The organism is Limnohabitans sp. TS-CS-82 (assembly GCF_002943475.1).
Genome location: NZ_PTQX01000001.1, coordinates 455,096 through 472,212, shown reverse-complemented (window position 1 = coordinate 472,212; position 17,117 = coordinate 455,096). Strand labels below are relative to the sequence as shown.

General features: G+C 52.2%; 16 protein-coding genes. All 16 read left to right on the top strand.

All coding sequences use genetic code 11. The features are described from left to right. The first annotated feature begins 1 nt into the window (after position 1). The 16 genes from pseG (at position 2) to C5F52_RS02115 (ending at position 17,112) form a co-directional block, all read left to right on the top strand. On the top strand, positions 2 to 1,066 hold the full coding sequence (gene pseG / locus C5F52_RS02185; RefSeq protein ID WP_104796681.1) for a UDP-2,4-diacetamido-2,4,6-trideoxy-beta-L-altropyranose hydrolase: 1,065 nt from the start codon (positions 2 to 4) through the stop codon (positions 1,064 to 1,066). Further along, a complete protein-coding gene (gene pseH, locus C5F52_RS02180; protein ID WP_236657690.1) occupies positions 1,056 to 1,568 on the top strand; it encodes a UDP-4-amino-4,6-dideoxy-N-acetyl-beta-L-altrosamine N-acetyltransferase in 513 nt (170 codons plus the stop codon). The genes pseG and pseH overlap by 11 nt, the downstream gene beginning before the upstream one ends. Positions 1,569 to 1,583: 15 nt before the next feature. Continuing rightward, the gene (gene pseI, locus C5F52_RS02175; RefSeq protein ID WP_104796680.1) at positions 1,584 to 2,642 is read left to right on the top strand and encodes a pseudaminic acid synthase; all 1,059 of its coding nucleotides are present in this window, start codon (positions 1,584 to 1,586) and stop codon (positions 2,640 to 2,642) included. Continuing rightward, the gene (locus C5F52_RS29625; protein WP_146100019.1) at positions 2,639 to 3,880 is read left to right on the top strand and encodes a hypothetical protein; all 1,242 of its coding nucleotides are present in this window, start codon (positions 2,639 to 2,641) and stop codon (positions 3,878 to 3,880) included. The genes pseI and C5F52_RS29625 overlap by 4 nt, the downstream gene beginning before the upstream one ends. A gap of 296 nt (positions 3,881 to 4,176) precedes the next feature. Beyond that, a complete protein-coding gene (locus C5F52_RS02170; protein WP_104796679.1) occupies positions 4,177 to 5,175 on the top strand; it encodes a hypothetical protein in 999 nt (332 codons plus the stop codon). Next, positions 5,172 to 5,786, top strand: a complete 615-nt coding sequence (hisH, locus tag C5F52_RS02165; protein ID WP_104796678.1) for an imidazole glycerol phosphate synthase subunit HisH — start codon at positions 5,172 to 5,174, stop codon at positions 5,784 to 5,786. Before C5F52_RS02170 ends, hisH begins: the two co-directional genes overlap by 4 nt. Continuing rightward, on the top strand, positions 5,783 to 6,544 hold the full coding sequence (locus C5F52_RS02160; RefSeq protein ID WP_104796677.1) for an AglZ/HisF2 family acetamidino modification protein: 762 nt from the start codon (positions 5,783 to 5,785) through the stop codon (positions 6,542 to 6,544). The genes hisH and C5F52_RS02160 overlap by 4 nt, the downstream gene beginning before the upstream one ends. A gap of 79 nt (positions 6,545 to 6,623) precedes the next feature. Then, the gene (locus C5F52_RS02155; protein ID WP_104796676.1) at positions 6,624 to 7,847 is read left to right on the top strand and encodes an N-acetyl sugar amidotransferase; all 1,224 of its coding nucleotides are present in this window, start codon (positions 6,624 to 6,626) and stop codon (positions 7,845 to 7,847) included. Between the two features lie 252 nt (positions 7,848 to 8,099). Then, positions 8,100 to 9,110: a glycosyltransferase gene (locus tag C5F52_RS02150; RefSeq protein ID WP_161499635.1), complete on the top strand. Its 1,011-nt coding sequence runs from the start codon at positions 8,100 to 8,102 to the stop codon at positions 9,108 to 9,110. Positions 9,111 to 9,169: 59 nt separating this feature from the next. Beyond that, positions 9,170 to 10,243: a GNAT family N-acetyltransferase gene (locus C5F52_RS02145; RefSeq protein WP_104796674.1), complete on the top strand. Its 1,074-nt coding sequence runs from the start codon at positions 9,170 to 9,172 to the stop codon at positions 10,241 to 10,243. Next, positions 10,243 to 11,628, top strand: a complete 1,386-nt coding sequence (locus C5F52_RS02140) for a hypothetical protein (protein WP_104796673.1) — start codon at positions 10,243 to 10,245, stop codon at positions 11,626 to 11,628. Before C5F52_RS02145 ends, C5F52_RS02140 begins: the two co-directional genes overlap by 1 nt. Before the next feature lie 10 nt (positions 11,629 to 11,638). After that, positions 11,639 to 12,748: a glycosyltransferase family 4 protein gene (locus C5F52_RS02135; RefSeq protein WP_236657689.1), complete on the top strand. Its 1,110-nt coding sequence runs from the start codon at positions 11,639 to 11,641 to the stop codon at positions 12,746 to 12,748. Positions 12,749 to 12,784: 36 nt separating this feature from the next. Continuing rightward, positions 12,785 to 14,605, top strand: a complete 1,821-nt coding sequence (locus tag C5F52_RS02130) for a glucosamine 6-phosphate synthetase (RefSeq protein ID WP_104796671.1) — start codon at positions 12,785 to 12,787, stop codon at positions 14,603 to 14,605. A 10-nt stretch (positions 14,606 to 14,615) separates the two neighbouring features. After that, positions 14,616 to 15,854 carry a glycosyltransferase family 4 protein gene (locus C5F52_RS02125; RefSeq protein WP_104796670.1) on the top strand — a complete coding sequence of 413 codons (1,239 nt, stop codon included), beginning with the start codon at positions 14,616 to 14,618 and terminating at the stop codon, positions 15,852 to 15,854. After that, positions 15,851 to 16,462: a sugar transferase gene (locus C5F52_RS02120; protein WP_104796669.1), complete on the top strand. Its 612-nt coding sequence runs from the start codon at positions 15,851 to 15,853 to the stop codon at positions 16,460 to 16,462. The genes C5F52_RS02125 and C5F52_RS02120 overlap by 4 nt, the downstream gene beginning before the upstream one ends. Next, positions 16,459 to 17,112: an acetyltransferase gene (locus C5F52_RS02115; protein WP_104796668.1), complete on the top strand. Its 654-nt coding sequence runs from the start codon at positions 16,459 to 16,461 to the stop codon at positions 17,110 to 17,112. The genes C5F52_RS02120 and C5F52_RS02115 overlap by 4 nt, the downstream gene beginning before the upstream one ends. Positions 17,113 to 17,117 lie beyond the last annotated feature (5 nt).

Here is a 17,117-nt window from a genome sequence, read left to right as displayed (position 1 = left end):
GATGCAAGTCGTCTTTCGCGCCGATGCATCCACCGACATCGGCACCGGCCATGTCATGCGTTGCTTGACCTTGGCGCGTGCGTTGGCCGAGCAAGGGGCCCGTTGCGATTTCATTTGCCGGGCTCATGCGGGGCACTTGGTCGACTTCATTCGCGAACAAGGTTTTGTGGTGCATGTGTTGCCCTTGGTCGCCAGCCCAAACGCTTTGGCCGATGGCACGGCCCACGCGCCTTGGCTGGGCGCCAGCCAAGCCCAAGACGCACAAGCGTGTGACCCCGTGTTAGTGGCGCTGCAGCCAGACTGGTTGGTGGTGGACCACTACGCCTTGGATGCCCGTTGGGAACAGGCTTTGGCTCACGCCTATGGGCAGCTGATGGTCATCGACGATTTGGCCGACCGACCCCATGTGGCATCGGTGTTGCTCGACCAAACCTTGGGCCGAGACCCGACAGACTATAAAGCGCACGTGCCCAGCGACTGCACCCTCTTGTGTGGGTCACGGTTCGCCTTGCTGCGCCCCGAATTTGCCGCACTGCGGCCTGGCAGCCTGCAACGCCGCAGCCCGCCCGTCCTTCGCCAACTGCTCATCACCATGGGTGGTGTGGACAAGGACAACGCCACCGGGCGCGTGCTGGATGCGCTGGCCATGTGTGCCTTGCCTGCTGATTGCCAGGTGGTGGTGGTCATGGGCCCCCATGCACCCCATGCGGCCCGGGTGCAAGCCCAAGCCCCAACCTTGCCCTGGCCCACACAGGTCTTAGGCGGGGTGCGTCACATGGCCCAGCTCATGGCCAATAGCGACCTGGCCATTGGTGCGGCCGGCGCCACGGCATGGGAGCGCTGCTGCTTGGGCTTGCCGTCTCTGATGCTGGTGTTGGCCGACAACCAACGCGGCATGGCCCAAGCGCTGGCGAAGACTGGGGCGGCCCAAGTGATCGAGCCGGCCGACCTGCCCCGCATGGACTGGTCGGCCTTGCTGAACATGGGCCCCAAGGCCGCGGCTTTGGTGGACGGTGAGGGGGTGGGCAGGGTCGTGCTAACACTCAGGGGGCTGCATGCCGCATGAGGCCCTGACGAGCATGCGCCGCATGAACCACGGCGACTTGGAAGAGGTTTTGCGCTGGCGCAACCACCCGGATGTGCGCCAGCACATGTTTACCCAGCACGACATTGGCTTGGACGAACACACCCGTTGGTTTGATCGCGCCTCGCAAGACCCCGCTCGTCACCTGCTGGTCCATGAGCGGGAAGGCCAAGCACTGGGTTTTGTGCAGATCCACGAAATCGCCTCGGGGGGCATTGCCGATTGGGGCTTTTACCTGGCCCCCCACGCGCCTAAAGGCACGGGCGCGGGTCTTGGTTTGGGGGCGCTGGCGTACGCGTTTGAAACGGCCCGCTTGCATAAAATCTGCGGCCAAGCTTTGGCGTCTAATGAACGGTCCATCCGTTTTCACCAAAAGCTGGGTTTTCAGCAAGAAGGCCGCTTGCATCAACACCATTTTGATGGGCAGCACCACCACGATGTGCTGTGTTTTGGGTTGCTGGCCAAGCAGTGGTCATCCCTTTGATTAGTAGGTTCCAACATGTCGAACTCACCCCACATCCAAATTGCCGGCCGCTCCATCGGGGTCGATCACCCGCCGTTTGTCATTGCCGAGATCTCCGCCAACCACAACGGGCGCTTGGACATTGCCTTGCGCATCATCGAAGAGGCCAAAAAGGCCGGGGCCGATGCCGTCAAGCTGCAGACCTACACGGCTGACACCATCACCCTTAACAGCCAAGCCGAAGACTTTCAGATCCATGGCGGGCTGTGGGATGGCAAAAACCTCTATCAGCTTTACCAAGAAGCGCAAATGCCTTGGGAATGGCACAAGCCCTTGTTTGAACGTGCGCGCCAAGTGGGCATCCCCATTTTTAGCTCGCCTTTTGACCCCACGGCGGTTGATTTGCTGGAAGACTTGAACGCACCGGCGTACAAGATTGCGTCGTTTGAGGCGGTGGACTTGCCGCTTATTCGGTATGTGGCCAGTACCGGCAAGCCCATGATCATCTCCACCGGCATGGCCGATGCCGAAGAAATTCAAGAAGCCATCGACGCCGCCCGCGAAGGTGGTTGTCAGCAACTCGCTGTGCTGCACTGCGTCAGTGGTTACCCCGCGCCGGCCGAAGATTACAACCTGCGCACCATTCCCGACATGATGGCGCGTTTTGGTTTGGTGACAGGTTTGTCGGACCACACCTTGGACAACACCACCGCTATCACCAGCGTGGCGATGGGGGCGAGCATCATCGAGAAGCACTTCACCCTGGACCGCAGCGGCGGCGGGCCAGACGACAGCTTTTCACTGGAGCCAGCCGATTTGGCCGCGCTGTGCCACGGTGCCAAAACCGCTTGGCACGCCATGGGGCGAGTGGACTACGGACGTAAGTCGAGTGAGCAGGGGAATGCGAAGTTTCGCCGTTCACTTTATTTTGTGAAAGATATGAAGGCTGGTGATGCCATTACCTTCGAGAACGTACGAAGCGTTCGGCCAGGCTATGGTCTGCCTCCTAAGTTTTTGGCTTGCATTATGGGCAAAAAGGTAAAAGTGAATATCCTTGCAAATACACCAACATCAAGCGACTTAATCGAAGAATGATCGATAAGATTAAATCGCTTGCTCGAAAATATTTGCGTTTTGCAAATCAATTAAAGCCACACTATTTTTATTCTGAAATTTCAAAAATAAAAAGATGTGACGTGCTTCTGTTTTGTCATGATGTCGATAGAGGATTAACTCTAAATGGATTGGCTTACTCTCCTTTGATTGACTCGATTTATGAGGAGTTCACAAGAAAAAAAATTAAGTGTCAAGCAATATCATTGCCCTGGTCGAGGCTTGGATTGAAAAGTGCAGCAAATGGATCTCTATTATTCAATCGCAATTATTTTATTCAGCTAATTAAGAATAAAATTTATAAATCAAAGAGTTTTGATGGGTATGATTTAATTTTTAAAAAGTCGCAAGCAAGGTGCGTTATTGGAATAGGCTTGCCATCAGACTTATGCCTAGCAGCCAAAAAGCATAATGTTACCACTGCTGAGCTGTTACATGGTATTGGGTATAGATTTGTTCCATGGGGATGGGATCAATTAACAGGCGATGAATTGCCAAACAAAGTATTGGTGTTGGATGATGTTTCCAAAGAGACATTTAAGTCTCTTGAGTCAAAGGGGTTATCAGTCATCAAGGTGCCGCATCCATTTTATAAAAAAATTACTGATCCCAAATATGTTTTTCCGGTCGAATGGAACTATGGAGAAAAGCGGGGTAAGAAAAATATAATTGTTACCCTTCAATGGGGTTATGATGGAGAAGTGGCGGAATTAAAGGGTGTTTTGAATAATGGAATTTTCTATGAAAATTTAGTAGAATTAATCAGAAAAAGAAGCGATTTTTTTTGGCATTTTAGGCTGCATCCCGTTCAGATGAAAAGATCTTCTTTTGAAAAAGCAATCTCATTTGTGCGCGATATTTCTGATAGACATACAAATGTGGTTTGGCAAGAGTCATCTGCTGCACCTTTGGTAAGTGTTGCATCGTTATGTGATGCACACATTACAATGAGTTCAATGTCTTGTTACGATGTGGCAATGCTTGGAGTGACTTCGCTAGTTTTATGTCCAACGACTCGTGGTGATGGCTGTTATAACAATTACTTCACTGAGTTGGTTGATGATGGTTATGTAATTAAACATCCTTTTGATCTTGACTTTATTGAAAATTGGATCGACAGCGCGAAAAAAAAACCATCAAGATCATTAGTTGGTGGGCAATATGATTGGGATCAGATTGTCATAAAGATTGTGAATGATGTTAAGATATTTTCCGCCTGATGTTTGCTTGTGGCTTAATTTTTGATGCGGGTTGATTGGCATTGTTAATTGTTTGCGTCTATGTGTATGAGTTTTTCTTTGATCGTTTTGATGGCGTGAAAAATTGTGTTATCAATAATCGCATGACGAGGTAAAAGTGTAAATGGTTAAATGCGTAAAAGTGCATCAAGCTCAAGCAATGAACTTGCTTGCATTGGTTGCAATTTATAGTCTTGCTATATTGTGGCTAGTTAGTAATCGAGTTACATTATTTGTGCTAACTTCAACTGGACTGTGCTTTTTTTTTGCTAATTCAAATGCAAAGCTCGCTCCGCAATAGTCCGGTAAAACTTCGCATCTCTTTGTTTGCGATGGCTATATCTGTTTCGGCTTTTGTTGTAATTTTTTACTATCGGGAAAAATTTAACTTTTATGCTACTAATGCATTGGCGTCTGCAGGCTTGGTCTATGCCTTGTATCTAATTAAATTAAATCACATAAGATTTTTATTATACTTGATAATAAGTCTTTGGTGCGGGCTTGTATTATGGAAAATTGACTTGGATCAAACGATTATATCGATTGGTCAAAATGGAATAACGCTGCATTTCTTAATCCTTTACGTGGTGTATTTTTTTCGAGTGCATTTTCCATTGCGAGATACGCGCACTCTTTTGTTTAGGATTGAAAATTATCTTTTTGCAGCTGTGCTGTTTACATTGGCCGTTTGGAGTCAGGGGCGTTCGGCTGCTGGTGCTGCCTTAATCGTTCTTTGCGTGGCTACATGTATTTTAATGGGTGAATTTGATCGGAAAAGGAAATATTGGGTCATTGCAGTATCATTGGCAATAGTTTTTTTTAACTATTATTCGCCGGTGCTGATGGGCGAAAGATCGTACAGTGCGATAGATCGAGTGGCAATAAGTGGGGTTTCTGATGTCAGATTTACCTTATGGGTAGACTATTTTAAATCACTTACTCCGGAGGGGTTGTTTATGGGGAATCGAGATTCGAATTGTCACAATATTCTTGTTGGGTATAGTCGCGAAAATTGTAATATTCATAGTAGCTATCTCCGTGCGCACCAAGCGTATGGACTCTCAGGCGTGGTAATGATTGTTGTGATTTTATTTCTGTGTTTTAGACGATTGTTGAAATTGAGAGAATGGTTTGCGATATTTATTTGTATGGCTTTGCTTGCTAGAGTGGCTACTGACGAAGCCTTTTTTACAACTCCTTATTTGGCTGTAGTTTTTTTTGTTTATTCAAAGGTTATGGGTGATTATTCAAGTGCAGATGGCCGGAGTGGAGAGTGATCGTAGTTGTTGATTATGGGGTGGGTAACCTTTCGTCCGTTGGGAATATGCTGCGAAAGGCTGGCGCAGATGTCTGTATTTCGAATGATCCAAGCGAAATTAGTCGGGCTGATAAGTTGTTGCTTCCTGGGGTTGGCCATTTTGACTATGGTATGAAGATGCTTAATAGTTCAGGACTACGTGATGTGATTGAAGAGTTTGCTCTTCATATGTCACGTCCAGTACTGGGTATCTGCCTTGGTGCACAGATGCTTGGTAAAGGAAGTGAGGAGGGTGACACGCCGGGCTTGGGTTGGATTGATATGGAGTGCCGTAAGTTGTCGGCTCACCCAAGAATAAGAGTTCCACACATGGGTTGGGCTCAGATTGACAAATCTCAATCTTCACCTTTGTTTGATGGTGTTCCCGAGGATGCTCGTTTTTACTTTGTTCACTCTTATTTCATGAGTTGCGAAAACCAAAAAAATGTTATCGCAACAGCTAAGCATGGCGTTGAGTTCACCTGTGCGGTGCAGCAAGGCCAGATATTTGGAACCCAATTTCATCCTGAAAAGTCTCTTAGGCATGGATTGGCACTTATGAGTGCGTTTGTAGGTGTTGTGTCGAAATGAATAAAACGCGTGTTATTCCTGTGTTGCTGTTGCGTGGCCGAGGGTTAGTTAAAACCATTAAGTTCAAAAAATCCACATATATAGGAGATCCAATTAATTCAGTCAGGATATTCAACGAAAAAGAAGTTGATGAATTGGTTTTTCTTGATATTGACGCTAGCCGCGAGAAAAGAGGTCCAGATTTTGATCTTCTTGAGGATATTGCGAGTGAGGCCTTTATGCCGATGGCCTATGGCGGTGGCATTAGTTCTATGGATCAAATTAGACGTGTTTTTGCTCTTGGTTTTGAGAAGGTTATCATTAATTCTGCGGCTTATGGTGGTGAAGCCCTTATTCGTCAGGCATCTGTCACATTTGGTGCCCAAAGTATTGTCGGATGTGTCGACGTCAAACGTACGTTACTGGGGCGATACGAGTTGTTTTCTCATTCCGGTCAGACTAGGCAACCTGTTACTTTGCTGGAGCACGTTCGTTCGCTTGAGCAGCAAGGTGTGGGTGAAATCATTGTGAATGCCGTAGATCGGGACGGCACTCAAGCCGGATACGATCTGAAGTTGATTCGTGAGGTGGCGTGCGCGGTTCATTTACCGGTGGTTGCTTGTGGAGGAGCAGGTGGCATAGATGATCTGGTTGCGGCCGTCAATGTCGGCGGAGCAACGGCTGTCGCAGCGGGCAGCTTATTTGTTTTTGTCGGGCCTCATCGTGCCGTCTTGATCAATTACCCACCGCGGGCAGAGCTGGCAAGGCTGTTGCCGTGATGTTCATATTGAACTTCTTCTTGAACGCTTGCTACGTTGAGCTGTAAAGCTAAAAATTATTGAAAGACACAAATCAGTTATGTCCTCACCAGATTACAGTGATCCTGCAGAAGCCGTTTGTGCCCCTACTGACGGTAGCCCAATTACCCGTGCGGCTTTTGTGCCGATCGATCGTAATTATCAGGTGTGTACACGTTGCGTGATGGATACCACCGATCCTGAGATCGATTTTGATGAGCACGGGGTTTGTAACCATTGCCGTCATTTTGACTCGGTCATTAAGTCGCAGTGGCCGACACTGGAACAAGGTGGGTTGTTACTGACCAATATGATCGAAACCCTGAAGTTGCAAGGCACAGGTAAGTCCTACGATTGCATTATTGGCTTGTCTGGCGGGGTTGACAGTTCTTATTGCGCATTAAAGGTGGCTGAGTGGGGTTTGAGACCTTTGGTGGTTCATGTAGACGCTGGTTGGAATTCAGAACTCGCGGTCATGAACATTGAGCAGATCTGTAAGCGCCTCGGCTTTGATCTCGTCACTCATGTAATCGATTGGGAGGAGATGCGTGACATGCAACTTGCTTTTCTAAGGTCCAATCTTGCCAATCAAGATGCCCCTCAAGATCATGCATTTTTTGCAGCCCTCTATGGTTATGCCGAAAAGGCTGGGATCAAGTACGTGATTAATGGTAGTAACTTTGCCACTGAGAGCATCCTTCCCCGAGCTTGGGGTTATGACGCAATGGACGCAACCCTTCTCAAGGGTATTCACAGTCGATTCGGAACTAGACCACGAGGTAAGTTTCCAGTCATCAATTTCTTTGATCTTTATGTAAAGTACCCTCATCTGTTGAAGATGGAGGTACTTAAGCCGTTGAATTTTCTTCCTTATCGAAAGCAAGATGCGATAGAGACTCTGGAGCGTGATTTGGGTTGGCGCTACTACGGGGGGAAACATTTTGAGTCTCGGTGGAGCCGCTTTTTCCAAGCTTATTACCTTCCTTACAAATTTGGATACGACAAGCGCAAGGCGCACTTGTCCAGTCTCATTTTGGATGGGCAGATGGATCGATCGGATGCACTAGATGCATTGAATCAGCCACTGTACGATGAGCGTCTGTTGCTTGAAGATAAAACTTTCATTGCCAAGAAATTGAAATTATCAGTTGCCGAATTCGAAGATCTGATTAATCAGCCTATCCGGCATTACAGCGAATACCCCAATCACCAGAAAAAACTTCGAGTAATTCGATATGTTTATAGAACTATTCGGAAGATGATCAGCACTATTCTGGGGCGCTAATAAGGCGAAAAACGTTTATTCGGTTAGGACTGGTTAATTAGTTGTGCGTCTACTCAGAATGTAATTGCACAGTTACCCTGGAAAAGGTTTCTTTTGAAAATATTACACCTAACACATACAGACATTAGAGCAGACAGTCGAATCCTAAAAGAGCTGAGCGCACTTGAGGATGCGGGCTTGTATGAGTTGCATGCTATTGGGATTGCCGAATTCGGATCGAAAGGTGGGGAGTGCACCAGACACTCTGCGGATGTGAGTACCCTGAAAGTGTTTTTCAGGTCAATCCGATGGATACCTGCCCATCTGCGTTATGGTTTGATTTATCTCGAGATCTGGATGCGCGTACTTGTCAGGGGGCTGGCCATCCGTCCACATTTGATTCATTGTCACGACACGCCACTACTCCCAATTGCGGTCACGATAGCGTGGCTCTGCAGGGGCAAGGTCATCTACGATGCTCATGAACTGGAGTCTGACAAGAACGGGCAGACACGTTGGATGGCCTGGTGTACGCTGGCGATAGAGAAATTTTGCTGGCGAGGCGTGGACGGTTTCGTGACGGTTAGCTCTTCGATCCTACGCTGGTATATGGAGCGTTTCACGCACAAGGACTCTGCACTGGTCTATAACTCTCCAGTATTTAATAGAGATCCGGTTCAGGACGTACCCGAATTCAAGGGGCGCTACTTCCATCGTAAATACGGTATTTCAGAAGATCAGCTGGTCTTCGTGTATTTGGGGTTGTTGGGGCCAGGTCGGGGCATCGAAACGTTGTTGAAGGTGTTCACCAGTCAGGAAGTGCGGGCTCATGTCGTATTTATCGGCCGAGGTTCCTTGCGGGAGACTATCGTTAATCACGCGGTCCAAAATGGCAGGGTTCATTTGCATGATGTTGTACCCCACGAGCAAGTTGTGCCACTGGTCAGGACGGCGGACTACGGGTTTTGTATGGTGGAGTGTGTTTCTCTTAGTGATTACTATTCGCTGCCAAACAAGCTGTTTGAGTACGCGTTTGCGGGCGTCCCAGTGCTTGCCTCGAACTTCCCAGATATTCAGGAACTGGTGGAGCGTTTCCAATTGGGCTTGTGCGCAGTCAATGAGGTCGATGCGATAGCACATGCTGTTATTCGACTACAGCGAGAGGGGCGGCAACGTATGACATCGGATATTGAATCGCTTGGCTGGAAGGCGCAGGCTGAAAGATTGCTGGCGATGTATCAGCGGCTGACCCCCACAAATGGCAACGTCTACAACGTGAAATGAATACACTAGTTTACACGGGCCGACTTTTTTGTATTTCATCTTTTAGGGGGGCTTGAGCGGTGCTGATCGAGTTTCTTAAAGATGAAGATATTGAAGAGTGCAACGATTTTCATAATCGCGCCTATGGGTCAAAACGATCCCTTGCTCAGTGGCACTGGCAATTTGATCAACTGCTGGGCGGTAAAAGGCCATTCGTCGTCGCCAAAGAAAATGGGCAAGTTGTAGGGACGCAGGCGTTGATGCCGATCACCATGCTCGACCCCAAAGGGGAGATATTGACGGCTAAGTCCGAAGAGACCCTAGTGGATCCGAGCATGCGTGGCAAGGGCGTGTTCCAGAAGATGTACGAGCCCTTGATGGCCTTCGCGCTAGAGCAGGGCGTGCAGTCCATTTGGGGTTTTACACCAGCCAACAAGGCGTTCGAGGGTGTCGGCTTTTATGTGCCTGGCCGCACCTCGCAGTTGGTGCATCCTCTGTCGGTTCGGGCCGCAGCCGCCTTTGGCGACTCGGTGGGGATGGGCATGCGACGGGTGGCCATGACCGCTGCGATTGGCGCTGCCTCCTTCGTTTCGGCTGCCCGCATAGCGTTGGCGTCGAACCGCGCTCAGGGTGTCCGTTTTGAAGTCTTGGAGCAACCGCCGGCCGAAGGCGGCGCCTTGTGCAGGGAGTTTGTGCAGGGCTGGGGTGGAACGACAATTCTGCGCGACCAGGCCTATCTGAAATGGCGCTATTACGATAACCCTGCGGTGAGGGCCACCCTGCTAGGAGCGTATCGTGGCGACACGTTGGTGGGGTGGGTTGCCTACTCTCTCGACGAAGCGTCCATAGGCTATATCGTGGATGTCATCGTGCTGCGTACGGATGATGCGCATCATGTCCTGCACGACTTGATGCTGCAGGCCGTGCTGAATTTGCGTGCCGCTGGCGCGGTTGCCATCCGAAGCTGGCGACTCAACGCGCATCCGTTCGATCAGATGATCTCAAAGACGGCGCACAGCTTGGGCTTCTATCTGATTCGGCGCGGCGAACCGGTCGTGCTCTATCTGGCGCCTGGCAAGGATGCACCAGCATCTATGGACGTCTGGGACGATTGGTTTGTGACCCGCGCCTATACACAAGGCGATGTTGGCTGATGCTGGCGGCGGAAACCCTTTATCTTGAAGAGGCGATTCGTGCGCATGTCCATCGCTTTTTCACGGATATGGCGCGGGTGGCATTTGAATCTGTTCCACTGCGCTGGTGCTCGATGGAGGAGGCTGCGCATCCTGAAGAGGCGGGCTTATTTATCCCCACAGACGTTGCGCCAGGCGTGGTGCCTGGGAATGTCTGGAAAGTGCCATTCGGTGCGACCCGGTTGACCTTGTGGAATGCGCTTCCCCCTCCATCAAACGAATGGCGTCTGCAGGACCCATCGGCTCCCCTGTGGTATGTCCACCCCTGCGGCGCTGTCATGCCGGTCTGGAATCTGGCACCCACGCTGTTCGACCTGCTCGCACTCAAAGAGGAAACGTCATGTCCGGATCGAGACGAACATGGCCGTTTCGTTGGCCGGATGAGCCCGCGAGCTGAGGCGGGCTTGCTCGAATCCCCGATCTTTAACGATTCCGTGGCCGCATTGGTAGCAGCCTGCATGGGACTGCAAAAGAGTGGTGTGCCGGATGCCACGCTGGCAGCAGGGATGGTTGCCCCGCCGGTGCTGGTACTTTCACATGATCTTGACCAGCTGAAAGGTAACGATTTCTGGACACAGGTGGTGCGTTTGTCGCGAGCCTTCCTGCCGCGCGGCCGTTCCTTTCCCCAAATGCGCAATGCCTGGCTGGCGTTGGTGAATACTGTCCTACCTCGTCGCTACTATTTCGACAACATCGTCGGCATGATCGCGATCGAGCGGATGCTTGGCTTCACTTCATCGCTCTACTTTCTGAACGGTACCGGCGGCCGTTTTGGAGCACGCAGCGGCTCCGAGTTGATATCTTCCGTGTCGGCCTTGACGCCAATCGGCTGGGACCTGGGTGTGCACTACAACTATGACACCCATCTCGAACCTGAAGCCTTTACAGCCCAGTGTGCCGAGCTTGAGGCGCTGCTGGGGTGGCGTGTCGTGGCTGGACGGGCTCATTATCTGCGCTTCGACCCGGCCCGCTCTTGGCACTTTTACGTCGACATGAGCATCTTGGCAGACGAGTCCTTGGGTTACTACGATCGCATCGGCTATCGCGCTGGTATTGCGGGGCCGTTCCGGCCCTATGATGCTGAGAGCGAGCAGGCCCTGCCCTTGGTCGAAATGCCCATGGTGTTCATGGAGGGCACGCTGGTCAAGCAATACCCTTCTGATCCGGCTGCGGCTTTCGAGCGTCATCTGCGCCACATCTCCGTGGTTGGCGGAGCGGTTTCGCTGCTGTTCCATCCCGGTCAGTTCAACAATCCCGAGCACCCAGAAACTTTGGGTCTTTATCGTCGCTTGTTGGGCTGTGCGCGACAGCTGGGCGTGCGGTCAGTGAATGCAAGGGATTTATGAGGAGACTTCGTTGAGGCGCATTGTTCATGCCAGTACTGGGCATTACAGGAACGAAATTCGGGTCCATCTGAAGCAATGCAACAGTCTTGCGGCTGTTGGGTATGAGGTTTTCTTTGTCGTGGCGGATGGGCAGGGTAACGAGAAAATCGGTGGCGTGATGGTTGTTGACTCTGGCCGTTCGACCGGTAGGTTGGAGCGGATGTTTTTTGGCTCACGGCGGGTCTACAACAAGGCGTTGGCCTTAAATGCGGACCTTTACCACTTGCATGATCCGGAGCTACTGCCCATGGGCTGGAGACTCAAGAAAAAAGGCAAGCGGGTGGTGTTCGACTCGCACGAGGATGTCCCCAAACAGATCCTTGGCAAGCATTACCTGCACCCTTTTGTACGAAAGTTGGTTTCTTGGGGATTCGCTCGATACGAGAGCTTTGTCTGCTCCCGCCTTGATGGCATCGTGGGTGCAACACCATCTATCCGTGACAAGTTCAAAAACATCAATCCGACTTCTGTTGATATCAACAACTTTCCGATGCTCGGCGAGCTGGATGCCCAAGTGCCTTGGCAAAACAAAGCCATCGAGGTCTGCTACGTCGGGACGATCGCACAGGCTCGGGGCGTCAAGGAGCTGGTGCGGGCCATGGAGCTGACGCGCTCTGGCGCGCGTCTGAATATGGTCGGCGCATATGCAGAGCCGGAGGTCGAGGCGGAGGTTCGAACCTATGCTGGGTGGTCTTATGTCAACGATCACGGTATTCAGGATCGCAGGGGTGTAGCCGAGGTGCTTGGCCGCTCTGTAGCAGGACTGGTCAATCTTCATCCCCTCCCCAATTACTTAGATGCCCTACCGATCAAGATGTTTGAGTACATGTCTGCCGGTATTCCAGTCATTGCTTCTGGCTTCGATTTGTGGAGGGAAATCATCGAGGAAAGTCAATCTGGTATCTGTGTAGATCCCATGAATCCCGCCGAAATTGCATCGGCCATTGACTATCTGGTTACTCATCCAGATGAAGCCCAGAAAATGGGCGAAAACGGTCGTCGGGCCGTCTTATCCCATTACAACTGGACGCAAGAAGAAGCGAAGCTCCTTGTGTTTTATGAACAGATAATGTCGGTTTGACTGTCGTTCGCTTTATTTTTTTTGAGATTTTGATTTATGTGTGGAATATTCGGCATCGTAGCGTCAGCAACAATCAACCCCACCGATTTGCAGGTGTTGGTTAAACATGCGCAGCAGCGCGGCAAAGACTCCAGTGGTTTGATGTTGTTCGACGGTGTAGCCTACCAAGCCCACCGGGCCGATTACCCCATCACCCGTTTGCTGCCTCAATTGGACGTGTCCAATGCCTCCCTGGTGTTTGGCCACAGCCGCCTGATTACCAATGGCTTATCCGACAACCAGCCGGTGTACCGCGATGGGGTGTGCGTGATTCACAACGGCATTGTGGTGAACCACGAGTCCTTGTGGGGTCCGCTGGACAAAACTCCCAAACAAGAGATTGACACCGAAATCATTGCGGCCATTGCTGCTGACCACCTTGAAAAAGGTGGGCTGGTGGGAGGTATTGCTGCTAGTGTTCTGGGGTCGTGTAAGGGCGTGGTGGCTTGCGCGATGGCATTGCCCAAGCTCGGCAAGCTGTGTTTGTTTTCTAACAACGGCAGCCTTTACCACGGCGTCAAAGGTGGCGCGCATTACTTTGCGTCAGAAAGCTACCCGCTGAAGCAGCTACATTGTGAAATGGTGACGCAAGTGAGGGCTGAGGGATTGGTGTTGGACATTCCAGTGGCAATGGCTGACCCCACCATTCACGAGCATGTGCAGCGAACGACCAACCTGATTCCCAGCTTAGGCACGCACAAGGCCGAAGAGGCCATGCTGGAATACAAGCGCTACACCGTGAGCCGCTGCACACGTTGCATCTTGCCCGATACCATGCCTTACATTCGGTATGACGAAGCGGGCGTTTGCAACTACTGCCATCACTACAAACCACGCAACAAGCCCAAGCCTGTGGATCAGTTGTTCAACCTGGTCGAGCCGTTTCGGCGGAAGCATGGCGACGATTGCATTGTGCCGTTTTCAGGCGGGCGAGACAGCTGCTATGGCCTGCACCTGATTGCCAAAGAGCTAAAGATGAAGCCCATCACTTACACCTATGACTGGGGCATGGTGACTGACTTGGGCCGCCGCAACATCAGCCGCATGTGTGCACAAATGGGCATTGAGAACATCATCGTGGCCGATGACATTGCACTCAAGCGTCGCAACATCGCCATGAATTTGCAGGCATGGCTGAAGTCGCCTCACTTGGGTATGGTGAGTATCCTCACCGCGGGTGACAAACACTTCTTCCGTCATGTTGAGACGGTGAAGCAGCAAACTGGTATTTCGCTCAACCTCTGGGGGGTGAATCCCTTGGAGGTGACCCACTTTAAAGCCGGATTTTTGGGGGTGCCGCCTGACTTTGAAGAGGAGAAGGTCTATTCCAGCGGAGCGATGAAGCAACTGCGCTATCAATGGCTTCGTTTCAAGGCCATGTCGCAAAGTCCCGGCTATTTCAACAGCTCCTTGTGGGACACCTTGTCGGGTGAGTACTACCGCAGTTTCAACAAGAAAACGGACTACCACCACATCTTTGATTACTGGCGTTGGGACGAAAAAACAATCGATGACACTCTTATCAACCAATACGACTGGGAAACTGCCCCAGACACCAACACCACTTGGCGTATTGGTGATGGCACAGCAGCCATTTACAACTACATCTATTACACGGTGGCTGGATTTACTGAGCATGACACCTTCCGCAGTAATCAAATTCGTGAGGGTGACCTGACGCGTGAACAAGCTTTGGCTTTGGTAGAAGACGAGAACCGCCCCCGTTACCCCAATATCAAATGGTATTTGGATGCAATTGGGATGGGTTTTGACAAAGTGATTCCGGTCATCAATGCAATTCCTAAACTGTGTGATTGAATGAATTGAAATGGCCTGTATTTGGTACGTTTCTAAGTATGTGACGCCCCACAGCCAGGGCAGTGTGGGCGGTCGCGGTTACTTGATCATGCGTGAGCTGGCGCGCTTGGGGCATACCTGTGTGGTCATCACATCAGATTCCAATCAGCTGGCCGAAGTGCCCGATTTGGCGCAACCCTACGTTCGCCAAGACGTGGATGGCCTGCAGCTGTGGTGGGTCAAGACCATGCGCTACCAAGTGGCCAAGTCGGTGCGGCGCATCGCCAGTTGGCTGGACTTTGAATGGCGCTTGTGGCGCATGCCCAAAGCGGGCTTGCCCAAGCCCGACGCGGTGGTGGTGTCGAGCTTGTCTTTGTTGACGGTACTCAACGGCTTTTGGCTCAGGCGCCAGTACGGGTGCCGGCTGGTGCTCGAAATCCGCGACATTTGGCCGCTGACCATCACCGAAGAGGGGGGCTTTAGCCGCTGGAACCCCTTGGTGCTGGGCTTGGGGTGGATTGAAAAGCTGGGTTACCGCTACGCCGATGCCGTGGTGGGTACCATGCCCAATTTGGCGGAGCATGTGCAGCTGGTGTTGGGCCAAGCCAAGCCCACCCATTGCATTCCCATGGGTGTGGATGAGGTGGCATTGATGGCTTGCACAGAGCTGCCGGCCGATTACGCCCAGCAGCACATTCCAGCAGACAAATTCATTGTGGTGCACGCGGGCACCATCGGCATCACCAATGCCTTGGACACCATGCTCGACTGTGCAGCGCTGATGCAAGACCAGCCGCAGGTGCACTTTTTGGTGGTGGGTGACGGTGATTTACGCGCGCATTACCACCAAAAATATGCGCACCTGTCCAATTTGACGTTTGCGCCCAAAGTGCCCAAAGCCATGGTGCAAGCGGTGTTGGCCCGGTGCGATGTGTTGTATTTCTCGGTGCACGTGTCCAAAGTCTGGCGCTTCGGTCAGTCGCTCAACAAAGTGATTGACTACATGCTGGCGGGCAAGCCCGTGGTGGCGTCTTACACCGGTTATCCGTCGATGATCAATGAAGCCGGCTGTGGCACGTTTGTGCCGGCGGGTGATGTGCCGGCTTTGCGGGCAGAAATCGAACGCTATGCGGCCATGTCCAGCCAAGAGCGGGCCAGCTTGGGTGCTAAGGGGCGGGCTTGGATTTTGGCCAACCGCAGTTACAGGCAATTGGCCCAAGACTATTTGAAAATCCTGTTGGGCCCTGAGTCCCCGGCGCCCAAGGTATGAAGCGGTGTTTTGACCTATTGGCGGCTGTAGTGGCTTTGTTGGCCTTGGCTGTGCCGCTGCTGGTGCTGGTTTGGCTGGTCCGAAGCAAGCTGGGTAGCCCGGTGCTGTTCCGACAAGTACGCCCCGGACTGCACGGTCAGCCGTTTGAAATGGTGAAGTTCCGCACCATGACGGACGAGCGCGGCGCCGATGGGGCCTTGCTGCCCGACGCTCAGCGCCTAACGCCATTTGGCCAGTTTTTGCGCGCCAGCAGCCTGGACGAGTTGCCCGAGCTTTGGAACGTGATCAAGGGCGACATGAGTCTGGTGGGCCCGCGCCCACTGCTGATGGAATACCTGCCGCTCTACACCTCAGAGCAAGCCCGCCGCCACGAGGTGCGCCCCGGCATCACCGGTTGGGCCCAAGTCAACGGCCGCAACGCCATCAGCTGGGAAGAGAAGTTTGCGCTGGATGTTTGGTACGTGGACCACCGCAGCCTGTGGCTGGACCTGAGCATTGTGTGGATGACGGTGCGCAAGGTCTTGGTGCGCGACGGCATCAGCGCCGCGGGTGAGGCGACCATGACGAGGTTCACGGGTACCGAAATAAACAAGGGCTCTGGGGAATGAAACGTTACGCGATTTTTGGGGCCAGTGGTTTTGGACGAGAAGTGATGCCTCTGGCTTATCAGCAGCTGCGGCCCACTTTGAGTGCAGGCGAGGCCGACTTGGTGTTTGTGGACGACCACCCGCCAGCACCGCAGGTGAATGGGCACCGGGTGCTCACCACGGAGCAGTGGATGGCCGAGCCGGCCAGCAGCCGCCATGTGTGCATTGCCATCGCCAACAGCCAGACCAGGCAGCGCTTGGCGGTGCAGTGCGAGGCCGATGGAGTCGGGTTTTTTGAGGTGCGCGCAGGCAACGTGGTGCAGATGGACGAGGTGCAGCTGGGCGAAGGCGCGATCCTCAGCCCCTTTGTCACGCTCACCAGCAACATTCGCATTGGGCGGCACTTTCATGCCAACCTCTACAGCTATGTGGCGCATGACTGCGTGGTTGGCGACTTCGTCACCTTCGCTCCTGGCGTGAAGTGCAACGGCAATGTGGTGATTGAAGACCACGCCTACATTGGCGCAGGCGCCGTCATCAAACAAGGTCAACCGGGCGCACCGCTCGTCATCGGCCGTGGCGCTGTGGTGGGCATGGGTGCGGTGGTCACCAAGAGCGTGCCCGCCGGGGCGACGATGGTGGGCAACCCGGCTAGAGTCATGAACAAATAAACCGT

Excerpts from the sequence above, each read along its gene's own strand:
- C5F52_RS02120 (WP_104796669.1), top strand. The coding sequence starts at position 15,851 with ATGAAGCGGTGTTTTGACCTATTGGCGGCTGTAGTGGCTTTGTTGGCC.
- C5F52_RS29625 (WP_146100019.1), top strand. The coding sequence starts at position 2,639 with ATGATCGATAAGATTAAATCGCTTGCTCGAAAATATTTGCGTTTTGCA.
- C5F52_RS02155 (WP_104796676.1), top strand. The coding sequence starts at position 6,624 with ATGTCCTCACCAGATTACAGTGATCCTGCAGAAGCCGTTTGTGCCCCT.
- C5F52_RS02140 (WP_104796673.1), top strand. The coding sequence starts at position 10,243 with ATGCTGGCGGCGGAAACCCTTTATCTTGAAGAGGCGATTCGTGCGCAT.
- pseH (WP_236657690.1), top strand. The coding sequence starts at position 1,056 with ATGCCGCATGAGGCCCTGACGAGCATGCGCCGCATGAACCACGGCGAC.
- pseG (WP_104796681.1), top strand. The coding sequence starts at position 2 with ATGCAAGTCGTCTTTCGCGCCGATGCATCCACCGACATCGGCACCGGC.
- C5F52_RS02160 (WP_104796677.1), top strand. The coding sequence starts at position 5,783 with ATGAATAAAACGCGTGTTATTCCTGTGTTGCTGTTGCGTGGCCGAGGG.
- C5F52_RS02170 (WP_104796679.1), top strand. The coding sequence starts at position 4,177 with ATGCAAAGCTCGCTCCGCAATAGTCCGGTAAAACTTCGCATCTCTTTG.
- C5F52_RS02130 (WP_104796671.1), top strand. The coding sequence starts at position 12,785 with ATGTGTGGAATATTCGGCATCGTAGCGTCAGCAACAATCAACCCCACC.
- pseI (WP_104796680.1), top strand. The coding sequence starts at position 1,584 with ATGTCGAACTCACCCCACATCCAAATTGCCGGCCGCTCCATCGGGGTC.
- C5F52_RS02125 (WP_104796670.1), top strand. The coding sequence starts at position 14,616 with ATGGCCTGTATTTGGTACGTTTCTAAGTATGTGACGCCCCACAGCCAG.
- C5F52_RS02115 (WP_104796668.1), top strand. The coding sequence starts at position 16,459 with ATGAAACGTTACGCGATTTTTGGGGCCAGTGGTTTTGGACGAGAAGTG.